22 protein-coding genes are annotated in these 22,568 nt (G+C 58.0%); 9 read left to right on the forward strand and 13 right to left on the reverse strand.

Annotated features, from left to right (window positions below; genetic code table 11):
* Positions 1-261 precede the first annotated feature (261 nt).
* The 9 genes from rutR (at position 262) to AC13D2_RS11495 (ending at position 8,715) form a co-directional block, all read left to right on the forward strand.
* The gene (rutR, locus tag AC13D2_RS11455; protein WP_041332588.1) at positions 262-954 is read left to right on the forward strand and encodes an HTH-type transcriptional regulator RutR; all 693 of its coding nucleotides are present in this window, start codon (positions 262-264) and stop codon (positions 952-954) included.
* A 238-nt stretch (positions 955-1,192) separates the two neighbouring features.
* Positions 1,193-2,203 carry an isopenicillin N synthase family dioxygenase gene (locus AC13D2_RS11460; RefSeq protein ID WP_091644509.1) on the forward strand — a complete coding sequence of 337 codons (1,011 nt, stop codon included), beginning with the start codon at positions 1,193-1,195 and terminating at the stop codon, positions 2,201-2,203.
* 1 nt (position 2,204) lies between these two features.
* Complete coding sequence (locus AC13D2_RS11465) at positions 2,205-2,591, forward strand: VOC family protein (RefSeq protein WP_041332587.1); 387 nt, start codon at positions 2,205-2,207, stop codon at positions 2,589-2,591.
* A gap of 32 nt (positions 2,592-2,623) precedes the next feature.
* Positions 2,624-3,712, forward strand: a complete 1,089-nt coding sequence (locus tag AC13D2_RS11470; protein WP_091644512.1) for a BMP family ABC transporter substrate-binding protein — start codon at positions 2,624-2,626, stop codon at positions 3,710-3,712.
* Positions 3,709-5,229, forward strand: coding sequence for an ABC transporter ATP-binding protein (locus AC13D2_RS11475; RefSeq protein WP_091644515.1), 1,521 nt, complete (start codon positions 3,709-3,711; stop codon positions 5,227-5,229). The genes AC13D2_RS11470 and AC13D2_RS11475 overlap by 4 nt, the downstream gene beginning before the upstream one ends.
* A complete protein-coding gene (locus tag AC13D2_RS11480) occupies positions 5,222-6,313 on the forward strand; it encodes an ABC transporter permease (protein WP_091644518.1) in 1,092 nt (363 codons plus the stop codon). Before AC13D2_RS11475 ends, AC13D2_RS11480 begins: the two co-directional genes overlap by 8 nt.
* A 2-nt stretch (positions 6,314-6,315) precedes the next feature.
* Entirely contained in the window at positions 6,316-7,242 is a 927-nt protein-coding gene (locus tag AC13D2_RS11485) for an ABC transporter permease (protein WP_091644521.1), read from the forward strand.
* 43 nt (positions 7,243-7,285) lie between these two features.
* Positions 7,286-8,071: an SDR family NAD(P)-dependent oxidoreductase gene (locus tag AC13D2_RS11490; RefSeq protein ID WP_041332585.1), complete on the forward strand. Its 786-nt coding sequence runs from the start codon at positions 7,286-7,288 to the stop codon at positions 8,069-8,071.
* 2 nt (positions 8,072-8,073) lie between these two features.
* Complete coding sequence (locus tag AC13D2_RS11495; RefSeq protein WP_041332584.1) at positions 8,074-8,715, forward strand: isochorismatase family protein; 642 nt, start codon at positions 8,074-8,076, stop codon at positions 8,713-8,715.
* 243 nt (positions 8,716-8,958) lie between these two features.
* On the opposite strand, the gene AC13D2_RS11500 is transcribed toward AC13D2_RS11495, so the two are convergent.
* From AC13D2_RS11500 to AC13D2_RS11560, 13 genes are all read right to left on the reverse strand, one after another.
* Entirely contained in the window at positions 8,959-9,906 is a 948-nt protein-coding gene (locus tag AC13D2_RS11500; protein ID WP_041332583.1) for an isopenicillin N synthase family dioxygenase, read from the reverse strand.
* A gap of 25 nt (positions 9,907-9,931) precedes the next feature.
* Positions 9,932-11,278: an amidohydrolase family protein gene (locus AC13D2_RS11505; protein ID WP_041332582.1), complete on the reverse strand. Its 1,347-nt coding sequence runs from the start codon at positions 11,276-11,278 to the stop codon at positions 9,932-9,934.
* Positions 11,279-11,286: 8 nt separating this feature from the next.
* On the reverse strand, positions 11,287-11,790 hold the full coding sequence (locus tag AC13D2_RS11510; protein WP_052479366.1) for a (2Fe-2S)-binding protein: 504 nt from the start codon (positions 11,788-11,790) through the stop codon (positions 11,287-11,289).
* Entirely contained in the window at positions 11,787-14,030 is a 2,244-nt protein-coding gene (locus AC13D2_RS11515) for a xanthine dehydrogenase family protein molybdopterin-binding subunit (protein ID WP_143071183.1), read from the reverse strand. Before AC13D2_RS11515 ends, AC13D2_RS11510 begins: the two co-directional genes overlap by 4 nt.
* The gene (locus AC13D2_RS11520) at positions 14,020-14,853 is read right to left on the reverse strand and encodes an FAD binding domain-containing protein (protein ID WP_082040492.1); all 834 of its coding nucleotides are present in this window, start codon (positions 14,851-14,853) and stop codon (positions 14,020-14,022) included. The genes AC13D2_RS11515 and AC13D2_RS11520 overlap by 11 nt, the downstream gene beginning before the upstream one ends.
* A 9-nt stretch (positions 14,854-14,862) precedes the next feature.
* Entirely contained in the window at positions 14,863-15,366 is a 504-nt protein-coding gene (locus AC13D2_RS11525) for an ureidoglycolate lyase (RefSeq protein WP_041332580.1), read from the reverse strand.
* Positions 15,363-16,388, reverse strand: a complete 1,026-nt coding sequence (alc, locus tag AC13D2_RS11530) for an allantoicase (RefSeq protein ID WP_041332579.1) — start codon at positions 16,386-16,388, stop codon at positions 15,363-15,365. Before alc ends, AC13D2_RS11525 begins: the two co-directional genes overlap by 4 nt.
* Positions 16,389-16,403: 15 nt before the next feature.
* Positions 16,404-17,336: an allantoinase PuuE gene (puuE, locus tag AC13D2_RS11535; RefSeq protein WP_041332577.1), complete on the reverse strand. Its 933-nt coding sequence runs from the start codon at positions 17,334-17,336 to the stop codon at positions 16,404-16,406.
* Positions 17,333-18,022: a TetR/AcrR family transcriptional regulator gene (locus AC13D2_RS11540; protein ID WP_041332576.1), complete on the reverse strand. Its 690-nt coding sequence runs from the start codon at positions 18,020-18,022 to the stop codon at positions 17,333-17,335. The genes puuE and AC13D2_RS11540 overlap by 4 nt, the downstream gene beginning before the upstream one ends.
* 69 nt (positions 18,023-18,091) lie before the next feature.
* A complete protein-coding gene (locus AC13D2_RS11545) occupies positions 18,092-18,868 on the reverse strand; it encodes an outer membrane protein OmpK (RefSeq protein ID WP_041332575.1) in 777 nt (258 codons plus the stop codon).
* 62 nt (positions 18,869-18,930) lie between these two features.
* A complete protein-coding gene (locus AC13D2_RS11550; protein WP_041332574.1) occupies positions 18,931-19,860 on the reverse strand; it encodes an ABC transporter permease in 930 nt (309 codons plus the stop codon).
* On the reverse strand, positions 19,853-20,956 hold the full coding sequence (locus AC13D2_RS11555) for an ABC transporter permease (protein WP_041332573.1): 1,104 nt from the start codon (positions 20,954-20,956) through the stop codon (positions 19,853-19,855). The genes AC13D2_RS11550 and AC13D2_RS11555 overlap by 8 nt, the downstream gene beginning before the upstream one ends.
* On the reverse strand, positions 20,943-22,478 hold the full coding sequence (locus AC13D2_RS11560; protein ID WP_091644528.1) for an ABC transporter ATP-binding protein: 1,536 nt from the start codon (positions 22,476-22,478) through the stop codon (positions 20,943-20,945). Before AC13D2_RS11560 ends, AC13D2_RS11555 begins: the two co-directional genes overlap by 14 nt.
* Between the last annotated feature and the right edge of the window lie 90 nt (positions 22,479-22,568).

A 22,568-nucleotide genomic window follows, 5' to 3' on the forward strand; every position in this document is an offset into this window, starting at 1 on the left:
GATGGCGCACTCGGGCCACCACCTGTGACTCACGTTCCCCAACAGCAACGCATAATGTCGGCCATAATGCTTTTTATTATTACAAATCAATTACCTGCAACTTTTCACTTAATAATTTCAGACCATTTGGTCTGAAATAGAGCACTCGGTTTGTGCACTGCGGGCGTTTTTGGGGCAAACCGGCTGATCGCATCTAAAAGACCTATTCACCGAGAAATCCGGTGCTAGAATGAGCGTCCGGTCAATCCAGCGGAGAACTACGTGAGCGTCATCAGAAAGGGCAAGGAAACAGCCAGCGAGGGCAAACGGAAGCCACAGCGGGTTCCCTCCGCTGCGGCGCTCAATAGAAGAATGCGCAATAGCGAGAAGAAACGGGCAACTATTCTGGATGCTGCGCTAAGCACCTTCTCGAAATACGGATTGCACGGCGCCAGTATCGACCAGATTGCACTTCAGGCCGATGTATCCAAAACCAACCTCTTCTATTACTTCAGCAGTAAAGAAGAGCTCTACGTCAGCGTACTTCGAGAGCTTCTGGATTTATGGCTCAAACCGCTGCGGGCATTCACGGTCGAGCAGGATCCTATAGAGGCCATCAGGGACTACGTTCGGGTCAAGCTGGAGTTTTCGAGGGACCACCCCGCCGAATCCCGACTGTTCTGCATGGAAGTCATGCAGGGCGCGCCGTTAATGCTGACCGAACTGCAACAGCCACTGCACGATCTGGTCGAGAACAAAATAGAGGTTATCCAGACCTGGATTGATCAGGGCAAACTGGCGCCCGTAGAGCCTTACCACCTGGTTTTTTCGCTATGGGCGACCACCCAGCACTACGCCGACTTTCGCGTACAGGTAGAAGCCGTTGCCGGGAAAACGCTGGAAGATCCGGGCTTCTTTCAGGAAACCCTCAGTAGCCTCGAAACCATCATTCTTAACGGCGTCCGCCCCCGCTGATCGGAGAGCAGCTCGTTCCCCGAAACTCTCCTGCCCCTAATTTGGGCTCAAAGTAGAACCATACGCTCTAATTTAGACCATTTGATCCGGGTCAATTTTTCATAAACCACTAACTGATTGTTTTTTAACAAAATCGAAAAATGGCACGCTTGCTGCTACGTCAATCAGCGAGCGAGAACGACTCCTTTGTTTTTTATCCGGGCCCTTCTCGCAAAACTGAATTGAAGGAGGTTGTGCCATGCAGTTGCAACACGTACCAACGATCGACCTTGCCCCTTACTTCGAAGGCACCCCTGAAGGGAAGGCCCAGGTGGCGAAGGAGGTCGACAGGGCCTGTAAGGATATTGGTTTCCTGGTCATCACCAACCACGGAATTCCCAGCGAACTGGTGGATCGCGTCTATTCACTGAGCCGCAAGTTTTTCAACCAGCCCATGATCGAAAAGCGGAAAGTGGATCGTCCCAGCCCTGATATGGTGCGCGGTTATAGTGCCATTGCCGAAGAAAGCCTGTCCTATTCGATGGAAGAAGCCGCGCCGGGAGACCTGAAAGAATCCTTTTCCATCGGGCCCACAGACGTACCGGACGACGAGTACCACCGGGGCGCCGCCGCAGGCCCTCACTTTGCGCCGAATGTGTGGCCGGAAACCATTGAAGGCTTCAAAGAAGCCTACTCAGACTATTTCGATGCCATGAGCGACCTGGCCCGTTCGCTGATGCGTATTTTTGCCCTCTCCCTCAAGCTGGACGAGCATTTCTTCGACGACAAGATCGACAAAGAAATCAGCATGCTGCGCACCCTCAGCTACCCCAACATGGGGACAAACATTGAAGCTGGCCAGATGCGTGCAGGGGCCCATACCGACTATGGCAGCCTGACCATTGTCAAACCCGACAACTCACCGGGTGGTTTGCAGGTATGCAACCAGAACGGGGAGTGGGTCAGCGTGCCCTATGTGGAGGGCAGTTTCGCGGTCAATATTGGCGACCTCATGATGCGATGGACCAATGACCAGTGGATCTCGACCCTCCACCGTGTTGTCAATCCGCCGCTGGACGCCAAGACCGCCGAGCCGCGCCAGTCCATTGTCTTTTTCCACCAGCCAAACTACGACGCCATGATCGAATGTCTGCCCAGTTGTCTGGACGAAGCTGGCAAAGGCAAATACCCGGCTGTCAGCTCCGGTGACCACCTGAAATCCAAATTCGTCAAACAGACAACCTTTGGTGGCACCCAGGAGGTGGCTTGATATGGGGACGCTCTCTTACGTCAATGTTTTCGCCAAAGATATAGAAGCCCTCAGTGTTTTTTACCGGGATCTGTTCGGATTCAAGGAAATTCCGGAGATCCGTTCACCCATCTTCCGCGGCCTGGACACGGGGCGCTCCTGCATCGGTTTCAATGCGCTGGATGCCTACGAACTGCTCAAGCTCGATGATTACTCGGACACAAAAGGCTGCAAGTTCCTGTTGAACATTGATGTGGACAGCAAGGAAGAGGTGGACGAGTACGTTCCCAAAGCTCTCACCTCTGGTGCAACGCTCATCAAAGAGCCCTACACCACCTATTACAACTGGTACCAGGCTGTAATGCTGGACCCGGAAGGTAACGTTTTCCGAATCAATCACATGATGTAGAGCCGTTTCTCCCAACCAAAGGAAGTACCAACATGAAAAAACTCATATTCAGTGCCTGCTTTGCACTGGCCGGTTTCCTGGGCCTATTGAACACCGCTCACGCCGAAGGCTTCACTCTCAAGAGTGACCCAAAGATCGCCATGCTCTATATCTCTCCGACCAATGACGGCGGCTGGACTCAGGCTTTTGATGAAGCCCGTCAGCGCCTGGAGGATGAACTGGACATCAAGATTCAGTACGTGGAAAGCGTTCCTGAATCTGCCTCGGCCATCCGGCCGGCCGTCGAGCGTTTTATCAAACGTGGCGCCAACATTATTATCGGTACCGCTTTCGGTTACTCCGATACATTCAAATCATTGTCTGAAGACTATCCGGACGTCGCCTTCCTGAACGGTTCTGGCACCACCAACGGCCCCAACCTGCTGTCTTACTACGGCCGTACCTACGAGAGCCAGTACCTTTGTGGCATGGCAGCCGGCGCAGCGTCTGAATCCGGCAAGCTCGGTTTCGTCGCTGCCAACCCGTTCGGTGTTGTGAACTGGACCATCAATGCTTACGCCATGGGTGCCCGTGAAATGAACCCCGATGCAACCGTCACCGTGGTCTATACCGGCGCCTGGAATGACCCCACCAAAGAGCGCTCCGCAACCAAGGCCCTGATCGATCAGGGCGCCGATGTCATCGGCCAGCACGTAGACACCCCGACACCGCAACTGGTTGCCCAGGAAAATGGCGTCTACGGCACAGGTCACCATCGTGATTTCCGCGAGTTCGCACCGAAGGCTACGGTTTGTTCGTCAGTCTGGGTCTGGGATCGCTTCCTGAAGAACGAACTGGAAAAAATCATCGCCGGCAACTGGGTACCAGCCCCCCATGGAGCGCTGCTGTCCATGAAAGAAGGCGGTACCGACATCGCCTGCTGTGGGCCGAACGTTGATGAGGAAGAAGAAGCCAAGATTATGGCGGCCCGCGAGAAGCTGATGAATGGTGAACTACAGGTCTATGCCGGCCCGCTGAAAGACCAGAACGGCACCGTTCGCGCAGCAGAAGGCGAAGTCGTATCCGATGGCGCCCTGTGGCAGATGGACTGGTTTGTTGACGGAGTGATTACCCAGCAATGAGTACACAGAACGCGATCCAGCTGAGCGGCGTCAGCAAGACCTTCGACGGTTTCAAGGCCCTGTCCGACGCTGACTTCACCGCCAGGTGGGGCGAAGTTCACGCCCTGCTCGGCGAAAACGGAGCCGGCAAGTCGTCCCTGATGAACATCGTGGCCGGCCTCTATGGTCCCGAAGGCGGATCGCTGTTCATCGACGACAACCCAGTAAAACTGAAAGGCCCGAAAGAAGCCGCCAAACTCGGCATCGGAATGGTTCACCAGCACTTCAAACTGGTGACTCCCTTCACCGTTGCCGAGAATATCCTGCTGAACCTGGGTCATATCCAGGCCAGCGGGCTTTATCGGGAACGCCTACGCCGGGTGTCTGACGACATCCGTGCCATGGCCGAGCGCATCGGGTTCAGGATTGATCCCGACGCCCGCATTGATCAACTCTCCATCGCAGAACAGCAACGCGTGGAAATTCTTAAAGTACTTCTGGCCGGCGCCAAGATACTGATTCTGGATGAGCCTACCGCCGTGCTTACCGAAGAAGAAGCCGAAAACCTGCTCACGACCGTGCGGGGATTCGCCCATGAGGGCGCTGCTGTCATCCTTGTAACCCACAAAATGAACGACGTGCTGCGCTATGCCGATCAGGTCACCATTATGCGTTCGGGCCGAACCATCAAAAGCCTGAAGCCGGATTCGGTATCCGTGGATGAACTGGTGAAGCTGACCGTCGGCGAATCAGCACCGGAGCAGAGGATTCCTGTAGAGGAACGGACATCTGGTGAGCCTTATTTGAACGTCAAGGGTCTCACCAGCACCGGTGACCACCGGGCCCTGAATGGCCTGGACCTGACCCTGAACAAGGGGGAAATATACGGTATCGCCGGCGTCGGCGGGAACGGCCAGAGCGAACTGGCCAACGCCCTGATGGGCATTCCAGAGGGTGTCGAAGGCACCATGAAGCTGATCGGCGAAGGCGATCTGGCCGACTTCGATGCAGCCCGGCGCCGCGCCATCGGCGTCGCCGCCATCCCTGCAGACCGTTATGGTTCTGCTCTTGCCGGCCCGCTCTCTATCGCTGACAACTTTGCCTTGGGCGACATCCATTCCGGACGATATGGCCCGTTCTGGTATCTCAAAACCGGAGCCATCGAAGCAGACGCGGCGGAAGCCGTTCGACAATTCGATGTCCAGGGTGTTCGTTCGCTGAAACAGAAATCGGCACTGCTCTCCGGAGGGAACGCACAAAAGCTGGTCATCGCCCGGGAGTTCAGTCATCCCCCTAAACTTGTCCTCGCCCACAGCCCCAGCCGGGGCCTCGACGTCAAAGCGACCGAAGCTGTCAGGAAACGGCTGCGTGCAGCCCGGGATAATGGCGCAGCGGTTCTCCTTATCAGTGAGGATCTGGACGAAGTCATGGCCATGGCCGACCGGATAGGCGTCATGTCCGCTGGACGTATCGTGAACGAGTTTTCACAGCCTGCCGATCGTCAGGCCATTGGCCAAGCAATGGTGAACCATGTCTGAATTTGCATTACAACGCCCGCTCATAAAGCGCAGATATACCCTGGAAGTCCGCCAGCAGATGGCCTGGCACTGGCAGGCACTGATTCTGGCCGGGTCCATGATCCTAGGCCTGCTGATTTCCGGCACCATCCTCGTGGTCGCGGGAGTTCCGGCAGGCGAACTGCTGAACGAGTTTGTGATCCTCACTCTGTTTGATAGCCAGAGCCTGACATCGGTGCTCTTTCAGGCCTCACCGCTGATTATGGTGGGCCTGGCTGGTTGCCTGGCGTTCCGGGCCAAGTTCTGGAACCTCGGCCTGGAAGGCCAGATGATCTTCGGGGCCATTGGCGCCACTGCCATCACCATGTGGGACATCGGTGCTCCGGGCATGCGTCTTCCACTGATGATCGCCGCCGCCATGGCCTGCGGATTATTGTGGGCGGTTGCCCCGGTACTTCTTCGGCTCAAGCTTCAGGTTAATGAAATTGTTTCGACCCTGATGCTCAATTACATTGCGATTAACGTATTGCTGCACCTGATGTACGGGGCCTGGAAAGACCCCAAAGACGCGTTCCCATACTCTCCCAAGTATGAAAGCTTCGAGCTTCTGCCGGAGTTGGGAAATGGCCTCAGCCTGTCGATCCCCATCGCCATTGTCATTGCCCTACTCGTACTCTGGTTCGTCAACATCTCCCGCGCCGGTCTCTATCTACGGTTCGTGGACAAGAGCCCGAAAGTCGCCAGTGCCGTTGGGGTTCCTGTTGCCAAAACCATCCTGATGGCAGTGCTCTTTTCCGGCGCCCTGGCGGGACTGGCTGGCCTTATGGTCGCCGCGGGCCAGGAGGGTCGCCTCACACATTCCTTCTACGTGGGCTATGGGTTTTCAGGCATTCTGATCGCGTTTCTGGCCCGAAATAATCCCATTGCGGCCACCTGCGCCGCGTTGCTGATTGCCACCCTGTTCGTTGCGGGTAGAAGCCTTCAGGTGTTCTATCAAATCCCGTTTGCCATGGTGCAACTGATCCAGGCCGTACTGGTGATCTGCGTCGCCTCTTCAGATTTCTTTATTCGACATCGTATTCGCCGCGTGCAAGGGGAAGACTGATCATGGACCTGATTACGAGCTGGATGGGTAACATCCCTGAGTTTGCCGTGCCTTTTGCCCTCGCGGCTCTGGGACTGATCATCACCGAGAAATCCGGTGTTCTGGCACTGGGTGCCGAGGGGCTGATGCTTGTTGGGGCCGTTGCCGGGATAGGTGCCTACCTGACCTTCGAACACACCGCGCTCGCGCTGATCATGGCCATGTTTGCCGCCAGCGTGGTTTCCCTGCTGTTTGCCCTGATGGTTCTGGTCATGCGCATGAACCAGGTAATCTCGGGTCTGGTACTGGTGTTCTTCTGCCAGGGACTGACAACCCTGACCGGAACACTGATGGGCTGGACCAACCAGCCTGTGCCCGGACTGGAGACCATCGCATTCTGGCCACTCTCCGAGTTGCCCTACCTGGGCCGGTTTTTCATTCAGAATCCCGTGGTCTATCTAATCCCTGTGATTTTTCTGGTTTCCGTCTGGGCCCTCAATCGCACTACGCCCGGACTGCGCATGCGCGCCGTTGGCGAAAATCCACAGGCAGCGGACGCTGCCGGCATCCCGGTACTGAGCTACCGGTTGGCGGCCATTGTGATCGGCGCCGCGTTGATTGGTCTGGCCGGTGCATTCATTGCCGTTCTGAGCACCAAACTCTGGATTTCAAACATGACCGCAGGCAGGGGATGGATTGCCGTCGCACTGGTTATTTTCGCTCGCTGGTCACCCTGGAAAGCACTGGCCGGGGCCATTCTGTTCGGCTGCATTGAAGCACTAATTCCTCAGTTGGCCGCTTCCGGCATCAAGCTATCGCAATACTTTGTGTTCATGGCCCCTTACGCCATCACCCTCGGTGTCATGATCTGGGTGGCCGCATCAAAAAGGGACAGCAACAGTCAGCCCGGCGCCCTGGGGGCACCCTTTATCCGGGAAGAGCGCACCTGATCCGGCGCAGAACAGACACCCTACCGATCACCAGGAGAGTACCTTGAGCAAGACTCTGTTTATCACCGGTGCAACCTCCGGCTTTGGCGCCGCCACGGCCCGGCGGTTTGCCGCCGACGGCTGGTCCATTGTTATCTGCGGCCGCCGGGAAGAACGCCTTTACGCTCTGGCCGATGAGCTTGGATGCCTGACACCGGTGCATCCTCTGAAACTGGATGTCCAGGACGCCGAAGCGGTGACACAGGCGATCGCCTCGCTGCCTTCAGGCTTTCGTCGGATTCATACCCTGGTCAACAACGCCGGCCTGGCACTGGCACCGGCTGCCATGCAGGATGTTCAGCTTGCCGACCTGCACACCATGATCAACACCAACATTACCGGGGTGGTCAATGTGACCCATGCCCTGCTGCCCACACTGATTGAGACCGGGGCCGGCACCAACATCATCAACATCGGCTCCACTGCCGGTGAGTGGCCGTATCCTGGCAGCCATGTATACGGTGCCAGCAAGGCGTTTATCAAACAGTTCTCCTACAACCTCCGCTGTGACCTCCTGGGCACCGGGGTGCGCGTCACCGATCTGGCACCCGGCATTGCCGAAACCGAGTTTTCGGTAGTTCGTAACAGCGGCAACAAGGCCGCAGCAAATTCTGTTTACGAGGGAACCGTGCCGTTGTCTGCCGAAGACATTGCCGAGCAGATTGCCCACATCGCCAACCTGCCCGACCACATCAATATCAATCGTGTGGAAATGGTACCGGTACGGCAAGCCTGGGGGCCCTATGCCATTCATCGCGAACAGAGCCCGAGCCACGAACAGGACGCCTGAACATGCCGAAACTCAGATATGCCTGGCCGGTCGTCACGGGTCGTACCGCCCTGATTGTGGTGGACATGCAGCGAGTCTTCTGTGAGCCCGAGGGAGATCTTTACGTTCCATCGACCACAGCAATCACGCCACGAATTCAGCAACTGGCCGACGTTTGCCGGAAGAACGGAGTCCCCGTTATCTATCTGCGTCACATCGTTCGCGGTGACGGCACTGACACCGGGCGCATGAGCGATATGTATCCGGATGTCGACGAGGTTCTGGCGCGTGACAATCCCATGGTTGAGATTATCGAGCAGCTTGCGCCGCTGACCGGAGATGTGGTGGTGGACAAACTCTTCTACAGCGGCTTTCACGGCACCGACCTGGACACCATACTACGTTCCCGGGATGTGGATACCCTGATCGTTTGTGGCACCGTCACCAATGTTTGCTGTGACACCACCATTCGCGACGCCGTTCACCGGGAATACAAGGTTATCGCGCTGAGCGATGCCAGCGCCGCCATGCCCTATCCCGATCTTGGCTGGGGGGCCGTTACTGCAGACGAGGTTCAAAAGGTCGCCCTGACCACCTTTGCCTACGAATTCGGTGAGGTGACAAGCACGGACGATATTGTGCAGAGGCTGCAGAGCCGGGAGTAACTCCCGGCCCGTCAGGACATCAAATCAGAGACTACTCCTGACCGGACTCATACTTGCGCTCGGGAGGGTCGAAACCAAAGTCCCGGCCGTCCACCAGATCCATCACCGGAGACTGCCGACGGTCTTTCCCCACCAGCTCACATACCCGGCGGGTCTGGGCTTACAGATGCAAACCTGGCACGGTTCCCGGATGGCTGGAAGGTTGTCGCTGCCCACGTCAGCGTGATGCGGACAGCATCCTGATCACTCCGGTTCCCGGTGGTCGTACGTTGCGTTCAACCGTGACGCAAGATAATCCGCACAGGTAATCGGCTGATACTTTGGCGCCTGGTCCGGTACGACATCCCGGGGATCCACAACCGAGTCCGGGTTTACTTCCAGAAAGTGCGCGATAGAGTACCGCTCCTGCGCAGGCGGCCTGACCCGGTGCGGGGTGGAGACGTAAACGTCGTTACTCCAGCGCATCAGACAATCACCGATGTTACAGACAAAGGCTCCCGGCACGTGGGGGGCCTGAATCCACTCGCCCTGTCGGTTCAGCACTTCCAGCCCGGCAACCTTGTCTGTCGCCAAAATGGTGATGTTGCCGTAATCACTGTGGGTTCCAGCACCACCGTCTTCCCGGGTGTTGGTGCCGGCGCTCGGTGGATAGCGCAGCATGCGCAGGGTGGCAATCGGCGATGACAGATGCCGGGCAAAAAACTCTTCATCCAGCCCCAGATCCATACTGAAACCACGATGAATAGTTCTTCCCAGCTCCAGGCAGTGGTTGAAATAGTCCAGTGCACGCTGACGCCAGCCGTCGATCGGGGGCCAGAAGTTGACGCCGCGAAACGGTTTTCCTGCCAGGACATCCGGGTGATCCTCCGGAAAGTCCGTTCCGATATTGAAGGCTTCCTTCATATCCGCACCAGACTCCGGATTCAGCTTCTCATCCGCCATCGCCACGTATCCGCGGTTGTGGGGCGAGCGCTTGATCGACAGCACTTCTTTCTCGGCGATCGGCAGCGCAAAGAGTTCCTTTGCCAGGGTAAACGCATCCTCGCAGACCGCCTGGGGGATTCCGTGATCCGTAGCGTAGAAAAAGCCGACTTCCCTGCAGGCCCGCCCCAGCTCAGCGGCGGTGGCCCGACGCTGAGCCGGGACGTCGCTGCGCAGGCCGGCCAGGGAAATAATGGGTAATGCAGACATCGTGATCTCCTGAATATGCTCGCTGTCAGACCATGGACATTCGTGTGTGGGCCAGTTTCCGACAGGCCTCATGCAGAGCAAGCCCCTGCCGCTGGGCATCGGCAATGACCGCCTGCTGGCTGACCTGCACCGCTTCACCACGGCGAAGCAACTGCCGCCCGTCCACCCAGACACCGGACACATTGCCCGGACCGGCCGCAAACACCAGGTTCCAGATCAGGTTTCCTCCCTGCTCGTTCACCGACACCGGTGCCATATTGGCGCCACCCAGATCCAGCAACAGCAAATCGGCTTTCTTGCCCACTTCAAGGGAGCCGATTTCCCGATCCAGGCCCAGTGCCCTGGCTCCGTTGATCGTTGCCATCCTCAGAATCTGCTCGGCAGGAAGTACCGTGGCATCCAGCCGCGTTGCCTTCTGAATCAGGGAGGCAAACTTCATCTCCTCAAACAGGCTGAGGCTGTTGTTACAGACCGGCCCATCGGTACCCAGGCCCACGGTGACACCTGCCGCCAGCATTTCCGGCACACGGGCCACACCGCTGGCCAGTTTGGCGTTACTTACCGGACAGTGAGCGATGCTGGTGCCGGTATCCGCCACCCGGGCGATCTCCTCATTATTGAGCCACACGCAGTGGGCCAGCAGGGTCCGCTCCCCAAGAATGCCGTAGTGATCCAGCATCGCCAGGGATCGACGGCCAAACTCGGCCGTGACTGCCTGCTCTTCTTCCTTCTGCTCACTGCAGTGGGTATGGATGCCCACGCCATACTCACGACTTAATCGGGCGGCGTCCCGGTAGGCATCTTCCGTGCAGTAAAACAGATGTTCCAGCCCCATCCAGACACGAATGCGGCCATTCTGGCTTTCATGGTGAGACCGGATCAGTTGCCGGTTCTCCTCCCGGGTCGAGAAGAAATCCTTGCCGGGCCGGTCGGCCACATATGGTGCCAACTGCACCCGCAGCCCTAGGTCAGCCGCAGCGTCGGCGCAGCGATCCATGTACCGGAACATATCCATCACGCAGGTAATGCCGGACTGCAGAGCCTCGAGGTAGCAGAGGCGGGCGGAATGGTAAGCGTACTCCTCGGTCATGGCCCGGTGTTCCAGTTGGTACCAGGGCAACCAGTCCATCAGAGGCATGTTTTCGGTCACACCACGCATCAGGCTGGAGTGGGAATGACAGTCGATCAGGCCGGGCAGCAAGGCGTGGCCGCCGGCATCGATCACCTCTACGCCTTCCGGGATAGTCACTTCCCTGACATCGCCAACCTGGCGAATCATCCCGTCTTCGACCACCAGTGCACCATCGGCAATCACCCGATTGTCCGGGTCCACAGTGAAGATCGCGGCGTGACGGATTGCAAAACTGGACATAGCTCCCCCTAGGTTTCAGAACTCGTCTCTGTGAGCACAGCAATGGCACGTTTCAGACCACCGTATCCGGTGCATCGGCATAGGTTGCCGGCCACCGCCTCTTCAAGATCAACGACATCACCGTTCTGCTGCTGACGCAAACCTGAAACCAGCGATACCGCGACACCCGGCGTACAATAGCCACACTGCAACGCGCTTTCGGTCGCCAGGGCGTCTCTTACCTGAGCAAAATCAGAGGCTTCGGCCAAACCTTCAGCCGTTTCCACCGTGCATCCCGAGACCTGCCAGGCCATCACCAGACACCCGGGAACCGCCTGACCGTTCAACAACACCGTGCAGGCCCCGCACCGGCCGATACGGCAACCGGCCCGGGCAGAGGTGATCCGCCCGGAGCCCCTCAGGATGTCCAGCAACGTGGTTGCCGGCGATACCCACTGTGAAATAACGTCGCCGTTCAGTTCAAACGTCACGTGTTCCGGCGCGCAGGGTTCCGGCTGAGTCTGTCTGGTCATGAACAGGTTTCCTCTTGGGCACAAAGCTCGGCCAACAGGTATCCGGCATCCACCGGAAGGTGCCGGACCCGGATACCGGTGGCCGCCTCAATCGCCGAGCAGATGGCCGGCGCCACCGCCTCAATACCCAGTTCTCCAACTCCTCGAACCGGAAAGCGATCAGTCGTCGGTGTGTTATCCAGAACATCCACACGTTGGTCAGGCACATCCTGCAGGGTGGGGATTATGTACTGGTCCAGATTGTCAGCCAGGTAGCGTCCTTGCCGGGTCGGCATGTCCTCGCTGAGCGCCATGCCCAGCCCCATGATGGCTGCTCCCTCAATCTGGCCGAGATAGCCGGGAGGATAGATAACACGGCCCGCCGCGGTTATGTGGTGAAGATCAGTCACCCGGACCCGACCGGTCAGGCGGTCTACGGCAACCCTGGCCACCGTCGCAATCTGCAACTGAAGGTAACGACCCACGAGTTGATTTCCTTCCGGAGCAACAGGAAAGGCCTGACTGGCATCAACCCGAGTCTGTTCAGGTTGCCCTTTTTCAGCCAGTTCCCTGTAGCTCAGCACCTGGCGCCCCCCGGCGAACAAGCCTCCCGGGCCGCTGTACAGTTGATCACAAGGCAGGCCGGTCAGCACTGCAGCCTGATCCCGCACGCGGTCTTTCCAGCGGGGGAGAATGTCGGCCAGAACACCATGAATCAGAACAGAGCTGCGTGAAGCACTGGTGGGACCGGAATCCGGCCCCCGCGAGTTCCCCAGCACCACGTCGATATCGCCGGCCACGCAACCCAGGGTCTCACAAACGAGGCAGGTGATCGCTTCGGCAAGGTTCTGGCCATAGTCGGAGAAGCCAAATTCCAGGCGGATCCGGCCTTCAGCGCTCAAACTCACCCGACCGCCGCCTCTGTCGGGCAAGCCGTCGCCAAGTCCGTTACCCTGAGCCCCCATCGCCATGCCGGTACCGGTCAGCCAACGCCTACGGGCATCCGAAACCGCGGGCGCCCAGAGGGGTGAGGCGCCAGCCTCGGCCAGAACATCGGTCGGCGGTGCACTCCAGCGCACCACCTGGCCCCGGCTGCCGGGTTCATCAACCGTGCGCAGATTGATTCTGCGAAGCGCCAACGGGCACATAGCCAGCTTTTCGGCCAGGGCGTCGAGTTGTGATTCCACGGCAAACGTTGCCTGATTTCCGCCAAACCCCCGAAAGGCTCCGGAAACGCCATTGTTAGTGTAAACCAACCGTCCGGAAACCGAATACGCCTCGATCCGGTACAGGGGCGCCGTGGCATGATCCAGGAAGTTTTCCAGCACCGCCGGCCCCAGGCTTGCGTAGGCACCGGTATCGAGCAGCGCGTCGACACGGTGGGCCAGAATCCGGCCCTGGCGGTCACACCCGGTGGTCATGATCATCGACACAGGGTGTCTCTTGATTCCGGTGCGACAGGACTCGAAACGATCCAGATGAATCAGAACCGGGGAACCGGTCTGTAAGGCCAGGATGCCGGCCGCCGGCTGAATGGTCAGCTCATCCTTACCACCAAATGCGCCCCCCGTCGGGGTTGCCTCCACCGTCACCTGAGAGGGTTTGAGTCCGAGAATGTCGGCCAGCTGTTCGGCATCACGGTGGCCTGACTGACAACCGACCCGAAAGATCACACCACCGTTGTTATCCGGAATGGCCACACCGCCCTCGGTCTCCATGAAAGCGTGCATTTGCCGGGGCGTCTGGTAGTGATGCTCCACGATCACGGCACATCGGGCAAAGGCTGCGTCGGTATCGCCCCGCTCAAAGGCCTCCCGGGCCAGAAGGTTGCTCTCGCCATGCAGGGGCGACATCTGTTCTGCCGTTTCAGCCTGATCGACGACCGCCAGGGGCGCGTAGTCGACATCAATCACCTCCAACGCCGCCCGGGCCTGCTCCACCGTATCGGCGGCCACCGCCGCAATGGCATCGCCCTCATAGCGGACGCGGTCTTCACACAACACAGGCTGATCACGCACAACAATGCCAAGGCGGTTGAGGCCCGGCACATCTGCTGCCGTCACCACCGCTCTGACGCCGGACATCAATCGGGCCCGGGAGGTATCTACCCGCAGCAAACGGGCGTGCGCATGCCGACTGCGCAAGATGGCCCCGTGCAATAAACCGGGAAGGTGCTGCTGATCCGTGGCGTAGCCAAACCGCCCCTCTATACGTTCAAGAACACTGGTTTCCGCCATACCGGGTTGGGGTTTAAGTTCCAAGAGCCACCTCCGACAGAAGCCCCGTTGTCATTCGTCGCAACGCCATCCGCAGATGGGCGTCCTGCCAACCATGAGCAGCCAATTCGCGGTCGATCACCGCCCCGACATCACCCGATGCCAGATCAGCCCGATCATTAACAAACGTTTCCGGCGCCACCAGGCGAAGCAGGCCGCCCTCGCCACACACCGCAAGGCGCACCCGATCACCATCATGAACACAAACCAGAGTAGCGCGAGTCGGACTGAACCTTTCCCGATAGCCGAGTTTTTCCAGCGAGATCCGCCAACCCCTGCAATCCGGAATCGTAAAGCCACGCAACAGATCGTCCGATGCCCGCTCCCTCAACCACCGGGAAAGTGGCAGTGTCCGCTCTCCGGTGCGGTTGAGGACGTCCACCCGAACATCAAGCGCCATGGCCAGGGCAGACAGATCTCCACCCACAGCCAGATTGCCGCCAACGGTTCCCAGGGCCCGGACACCCGGCCCTGCCACCCGATTCAGAAACAAGGCCAGCGGAGGCAGATATTCTCGGACCAGAGGATGCCGAGCCATCTCCGACAAAGACGTCAGCGCACCCACGGTGAGCCCCCGTGAATCATCTTCCAGCCCCCGGAAAGCAGGCCAGGCAGCATTCAGGGCCACCAGTTTTTCCGGCCAGCACTGATCCCGCTCATGGGTCGGCTGAAGCCATGTCCCGCCCGCCATGTATGGCACCTTGAATCGCCGGGCCAGACTGACTGCTTCACTGGGAGAATCGGGGCGTAGAACCCGAATCGCTCGCCTTTCGGTCACCGGGTTCAGTTCGGATAGAGGGTCTGACATGGGGAAACCCTAAACAGCAGCCAGAATGGGTCTGATGACTTGCTGCAGGTTGATCTCATCACAATTCTGACCCGGCCCCTTACGGTCAACCACCAGATAATCGGCATCGGCTTTCAGAGGTAGCAACGGTGCGTGCCATGTGCCGGCGTGGTATGTGACGCCTTGATGGCCTTTGACCAGAAATACCCGGACGGCGGTTTCGTCGAAATCACCTGGCAGTGCAACGACTGCCAGAAAGTCGACGTTGTTCATGGGTATGAATGACTGACTCCCCAACGGGTGACGTTCCATCAGATCTAGTTCGAGAGGAACAAGAGGCTGGCCACGAAAAATCGAAAGAATGCCCCGATCTGTAGCACCCGATAGAGCCACAGTGGACAAGGCATGAAAACGCTCGGTACGCCCCTGGTTAATGGGAAAAGACTCGGCACCATCGGTATCAATCACATCTCCGAACGGAGCGAAAGCTTCGCGGGTCAAAGGCTCGGCAACAAGACGTCGGAACTGTTTCATGACACGGGTGTTCCGCACAGGCGAACGCGGCTGACGCCACCGTCAGGAATGCTATTGAACCGGATGTGGGTAATCGGCCCGAGGTCCTCCAGCGCCTGGAACTGATGGATACGGTCAGCCGTCAACGGCTGCTGATCCATCAAGGTCGGCCAGAACATGCTTTGGGTAATCAGAGACTGTGCCGTGCTGGCTCCATCCTCCACGCAGGCCGCCTGAATGGAGCAGGCGGCCGGAAAGTTGCCTTTAAAATGCGCTGTATCCACCTCTATGCGTTCAGCAACCCCCTTGTGACCAAGGGCCAGAATGCACCAGTCGTTACCGGGTTCGCGCCGCCGGCGGGTTTCCCAGCCATCGCCCATATTAAGGCCTCGTCCCGGTCTCAGTAATTTGCGCGGCTCGCCGTAGTGGGCGTCGCTCCAGGCCACCTGATCTGCGCCATGTTCCAGTGCCAGAAGATTTCGGCTCTCACCGGCCGCCAGCATTATTTCCCAGTCACAGAAGGGTTTGCCATAGACTCGCAGGCGCGCCAGTCCGCCATCCGGATAGATATGCATGCGCAGGTGCGTCCATGGCTGACCGGATTCAATGGCGCAAAACCGGTGATCATTACCGCTCAGCCCGGTAGCGGGCACCAAAACTTGCCAGCCTGCGTGTTCATCCGGATCGCCGTCCGGACTGAAACAGGCTTCCAGAGAGGCCGCCGGAGGAAAGTTTCCGGTAAAAAAGCTGGTATCAAAATCAACGCCCATCAGAACGCCCGGCATGGCCAGACGCACGATGCACCAGTCGTGGCCGGTTGTCCTTCGGCGACGTGTTTCCCAGCCGTCCATCCACTTGCCATGGTCGTCGTAGCGGTCGGGATAGAATACAGGCTGTGCCGGGTTCAGCATGCGATCCCTGGGTGCAAAAAACTCATCCGTCACCCGGGTCACTTCCGCTCCCAGACTGCGATCTGCCAGATTCAGGCCCAAGCGGGTAAACTCCGGCCCATCCACAACAGGGGCCACAACTGCATCGGTCATTCGAACACTCCGGTATCAATCGGGTTGGTAAGGGTGCACTTGCTTCCAGTGGCGGGCGATATCGATACGCCGGCATACCCAGACCCGGTCCTGTTGCTGGATATAATCAAGGAATCGCTGCAACGCACGGAACCGGCCCGGACGCCCGACAACCCGACAATGCAGGCCAACAGACATCATTTTCGGAGCCTCCGCACCTTCCTCATAAAGCACGTCAAAGCTGTCTTTCAGGTACTGGAAGAACTGCTCTCCGGAATTAAACCCCTGGGGTGAACAAAAACGCATGTCGTTCGCCTCCAGCGTATAGGGCACCACGAGATGGGGCTTCTGTTCGCCCGTGCTGGTCTCGACGGTGGTCCAGAATGGCAGGTCATCACCGTAGTAGTCGCTGTCGTATTCCAGGCCGCCCTGCTCCACGACAAGTCGACGGGTATTCGGGCTGTCCCGACCGGTATACCAGCCCAGAGGAGGCTCTCCGGTGAGTTCGGCATGCTGCTCGATTGCCCGTTCGAGGTACCGGCGCTCTTCCGATTCGCTCATGTCCTGGTAATGGATCCAGCGCTGACCGTGGCAGGCAATTTCATGGCCGTCGTCCAGGAACGCCTGAACAACATCCGGATGACGGGCCAACGCCATGGTGACCCCGAAAACAGTCAACGGCAGTTCCCGCTTCCGGAATTCTTTCAGAATACGCCAGACACCGGCACGGGATCCGTACTCATAGAGGGATTCCATACTCATGTGCCGGTCCTGGTAGGCAACCGCGCCAATGATGTCAGAGAGAAAGGTTTCTGAGTGCTCATCACCGTGAAGCACACAGTTTTCCCCACCCTCTTCGTAATTCAGTACAAACTGGACCGCAACCCGGGCATTTCCGGGCCACTGGGCATGAGGAGGGTGTTCACCATAGCCCCGCATATCCCTTGGATATGAAACACATTTTTTCATCTCGGACTCTCAAGACCACACCCCCGGAGGATCACACCGGTCAGAAAATCCGCCGCATGGTCGAAGTCGCGCTTCTCGTATTCGGCTTTGTTTTCCACCATCAGGATCTGCACCTGGAAGTCGGCGTAATGTTGGGTTGAAGACCAGATCAGAAAAATCAGCTGCACTGGGTCGACCGGAGCCATGCGCCCGTCGTCGATCCAGGACTGGATAACCTCCGCCCGGCCCCGGACCCACTCGCGCATATTCGTGCGCAGGTGCTCAAGCAGGAACGGTGCACCCTGGATAATTTCCATGGCAAACAATCGGGACGCCAGCGGGTACTTGCGGGACATCTCCACCTTGTTCCGGATAAACGTCGCCAGGGCTTCCGACGGGTCGTCTTGCGGACTGATCTCCGTGAACACCTTGTTCCAGCGCGCGAGAATGTCGTCAAACATAGCCCCGTACATGCGCTTCTTGTTGCTGAAGTAGTACAGTACGTTGGACTTTGGCAGCCCGGCCCGCTCGGCGATATTCTGGATCGTCGTACCTTTGTAGCCGTTCAGAGCGAACTCTTCCTCGGCGGCAATCAGTATTCTTTCCCGGTTACGCTCCCGTATCCTTCCCGGGCGATACGTCCGGTTCTTTCCTTTGCTGTCTTTTTTTACGGCAACGGAGCTTTCTGCAACAGAAATGTTGGTCATGAGCCTCTCACTTGTTGTCCAGTTGTTCAGGAATCCGGCAATAAGATTCTGCCGGACTCCTGTTCAGGATCAAAAGTGAAATTTCACCAGTGCACTGACGGAGCTCTGATCATCGATCAGCGTATCGCCAAGACCGTACTTGTTGTTCCAGTACTGGTATTCAACACCAGCGTAGAGAACCCCCGGAGCTCCCCAGAAGTTACTCACATCCAGCTTGATCTGAGGCACGAACTGAAATTCCGACTTGTGGTCAGATTCTGCTGTGGACCAGTCAATGTAGCCGTCAATCAGAAAGAGGGCCGAACCCATCTCTAACGGAGCACCCCAGGTAACGGTCAACTGATAATCATCACTGACCTGATCGTTATCGACGTAGTAAACGGAGGTGTTGAAATACATGAAGCCAGGCAGATCCCAGGCCAGCCCCAAACCACCCATGTAGTTGTTGACCTGCGTGCTTCCGCCGAATTCGTATTGAGCGCCCAAAGTGACGTCCTTGACCGGACCAAAGCTCATGTCAGCACCGGTTAACCAGCTTGTGCTCAGGGTGGGCGCAAATTCGCCGTACACATTGTCAGAGCCTTCAACATCGCCCTGTCCCTGATCACGGTCGATGAAGAAGAAGGTGCTTCCCCAGTTGTGAGCCGTCGCGTTCTCGAAGGTGAAATAGGTGGCTTCGTATTCAAAGCCGCCGTTACCGCCGGCGTCGAACTGAACACCCTGGTACTGGTCACTGTGCAGAATGGAGATGCTCGATGAGCCGAAGAATTTCTCCGCCTGGGCTGCTGGGGCAAAAGACGCTGCGGCCACACAGCCGGCGATCAGTATTTTACTAAATGCTTTCATGGATTTACCTCTCAGTTTACGTTCTTTTTGAGTCATTGTTGGTGCACATTTGATGGTTATTGTTAGCGTCCCGGCCGATAGGGCTGGCCTAGGGAAAGGGGGGTATTCAATCGGGTTCGGCCAGGATTCCAGGACAACAGAACCAGCATCAGAATAGTGACGACGTAGGGCAACATCGCCAGCAGTTCCGTGGAGCTCTTCCAACCAAGACCCTGTAGAACCAGGTGCAGAATACTGGCTGCCCCGAACAGGTAGGCGCCGAGAACTACCCGCTCAGGGCGCCAGGTAGCGAAAACGACCAGCGCCAGGGCTATCCAGCCCCGCCCGGCCGTCATGTTCTCGGTCCAGAGTGGGGTATAGGCAAGTGACAGGTACGCACCAGCCAAGCCGGCCATGCCGCCGCCGAACGCCACCGCGAGATACCGTAAAACCAACACGTTCAGGCCGTTGGCGTTGGCCGCTTCCGGGTCTTCCCCAACCGCGCGCAACAACAGGCCACCACGGGTTTGACGGAGGAAAATGGCCACACCGGCAAAGGCCATCAGGGACAGGTACACTAATGGATCCTGATCAAACAGAACACGCCCCAGCACCGGGATATCGCTCAGGAAGGGAATTGCGACACGCGTGAAGCCATCGATGGATTGTCCCACAAAGCCTGCTCCGAGGAAGGCACTTAAGCCGGTCCCGAAAATGGTCAGTGCCAATCCTGCAGCGTACTGGTTTGCAGCCAGGGACACCGCCATAAACGCGAACAACAACGACATGCCGATCCCGGCCAGTATCGCAGCGGCCACACCCACCACCAGGCTGCCACTGGTCAGTGCCGCTACAAACCCCGCGACGGCCCCCATCAGCATCATGCCTTCCTGCCCAAGGTTCAGGACCCCGGAGCGCTCGCAGATCAGCTCACCAAGCGCCACCAGCAGCAGCGGAGTACCCGCAACAACAGTGGCAGCCAGCACGTTCGTCAGCAGTTCCATTTCAGGCATCTCCAGTGACAGTCTTGGCTGCGATGGTGGTTTGCCGCGACGGCCATTTCAGGCGGATGCGGTAATGGATAAAGGCGTCACAGATCAGCAGGTAGAACAGCAGCAAGCCTTGAAACAGACCGGTAACAGCCTTGGGCATATTCATGGCGATCTGGAGCATCTCCCCCCCTATAAAAGTCAATGCCAGCAGCGCGCTGGCAACAACGATGCCAAGAGCATGCATACGACCAAGGAAAACAACGATGATGGCGGTGTAGCCGTACCCGGGAGACACCTGCGGAACGAGCTGACCAATGGGGCCCGTGACCTCCGAAGCCCCGGCCAGGCCGGCGGTGGCACCACCCACCAGGAAAGCAAACCAGGTCAGCCGTCGGGCACCAAAACCTGCGAAAGCGGCTGCCCGATGATCCTGCCCTACCACATTGAGTTGAAAACCGATAAAACTGCGGGCAAACAGCACCCAGACCAAGACCGCAGCCAGCAACCCGAACGCCAGCCCCAGATGCAAGCGTGTGCCGGGAATCAGCGCTGGCAACAGGGCCGAGTCAGCAAACATCACGGACTGGGGAAAGCCAAAACCATAAGGATCTTTGAGAGGACCGTGCACCACATACAGCAGCAGATTCAGCGCGATGTAATTGAGCATGATGGTGGTGAGAATCTCGTTGCAATGCAGGTGCGTTTTCAGTCCTGACGCAACGGCCGCCCACAACATTCCCGCCAGGGTTCCCGCCAGCAGAACTACTGGCAGCACCCAGAAGCCGTCTGCATCAACCAGCCAGACCGCCATGATGCTGGCACCTAAAGCCCCCATCAGAAAGTGCCCTTCAGCACCGATGTTCCAGAGTTTCGCCCGGTAGCAAACGGTCAGCCCCGCCGCACACAGAAGCAGCGGCGCCATTTTCAGCCCGAGCTCTGCAAGCCCCATCAGGTCGCTGATCGGTGTAATGAAGAAAAACTTCAGGCCATCCATGGGATCCTTGCCCATCGACAGAAAAAGGACAAAGCCGGTAGTGACTGTCAGAACCAGGGCGAGCAGTGGCGATGTCCACCTCATCAGAGAGGAATCAACGGGACGACGCTCAAGCAGCAACATGGTTCACCTCCGCAGACTCGAACTCTCCCGCCATCCATTGGCCAAGCTGTTCGATGCTCAGTTCAGAGGTAGACGCGAGGGGTGAAAGCCGCCCGTTACACAGCGCACCCAGCCGATTGCAGAGTTGGTAGAGCTCATCGAGGTCCTCCGAAATCAGAACAATAGCAGCCCCGGCATCCCGCAATTGGACCAGAGCTTCATGGATAGCCACCGCAGAGCCGACATCAACGCCCCAGGTAGGGTGCGACGCCACCAACAGACGGGGGTTCTGTAACGCTTCGCGGCCAATAATGTACTTTTGGAGATTGCCTCCCGAGAGGCTGCCGGCGGTGCTGCTTTCGTCGTTACACCGGACGCCGAAACGACGGATCACCTCCCGGGAAAATTCGCGGACCCGACCAAAACGAATCAGCCCCCGGTTCACCAGCCCCTGACCGGAGGCTGTCAGCAGTGCGTTATCTGCCAGGGTCATATTTGGAACCGCCCCCCTTCCCAGGCGTTCTTCGGGAACAATCGCAACACCAAGATTCCGACGTTGATTCGGCGCCAGATTTTCAATTCCCCGGCCGTCCAGACTGATGCTGCCAGCATCCACCAGAATCTCTCCAGACAGGGCTTTCAGCAGCTCATCCTGGCCGTTGCCCGCTACCCCTGCGATGCCCACAATCTCACCCTTGCGCAACTCCAGGGCGACGCTCTTGAGGCTGGTGCCAAACGGATCGTTACTCTTCCATTTCAGGGCCCGGACATTGAGCAGAACCTCCCCGGGCTCCGCTGCGGTCACCTGAGTTGAAATCGGCGTATCGTTACCGACCATCAGTCGCGCTATGTCGTTCGCCGACACCTCCGCCGGCCTGCAGTCGCCACTCACGCGCCCCTGGCGCAAAACCGTTGCGTTGTGACAAAGGTTGCGAACCTCTTCCAGCTTGTGACTGATGAACAAAATGCTGCAGCCTTCGCTCGCGAGCTGCCTCAGCGTGGCAAACAGTGAAGAGACTTCGTGGGGCGTCAGCACCGATGTCGGTTCGTCCAGAATCAGCAAGGTGCTTTCCTGAATCAAACAACGGACAATCTCCACCCGCTGACGCTCCCCGACTGACAAGGTACTGACATAGCGACGGGGATCCAGCGCCATACCGTAGCGCTCCGACACTTCACGGATGCGTTCGTCGAGCCGCTTCCGGTCCCGGGCTTCAAAAGGAGGCAAGCTGAGGGCGATGTTCTCGGCGACTGTCAGGGTTTCGAACAGGGAGAAATGCTGGAACACCATGCCAATGCCCATACTCCGGGCCTGAGCCGGGCTAGTCACCCTGACTTCATGACCATTCCAGAGCATCCGGCCTTCATCCGGCTGAACAACGCCATAGATCACCTTCATCAAGGTGCTCTTACCGGCGCCATTTTCACCCAAAAGCGCATGAATCTCACCGGCTTCCACCGTGAGGTCAATTCCATCGTTGGCCCGGCAACCCGGGTATTCCTTGACGATGTTTTTCAGCTTAAGGCGCAACGCCGCAGCCATACACAGCCTCTCATTCCGTTATGTATGCCTGGCCAGCCGATTAAGAAACTGACCAAGTAATCAACATTTCAGGTGAGAGCAATATGCTTG

This window comes from Marinobacter sp. B-12 (assembly GCF_056857915.1).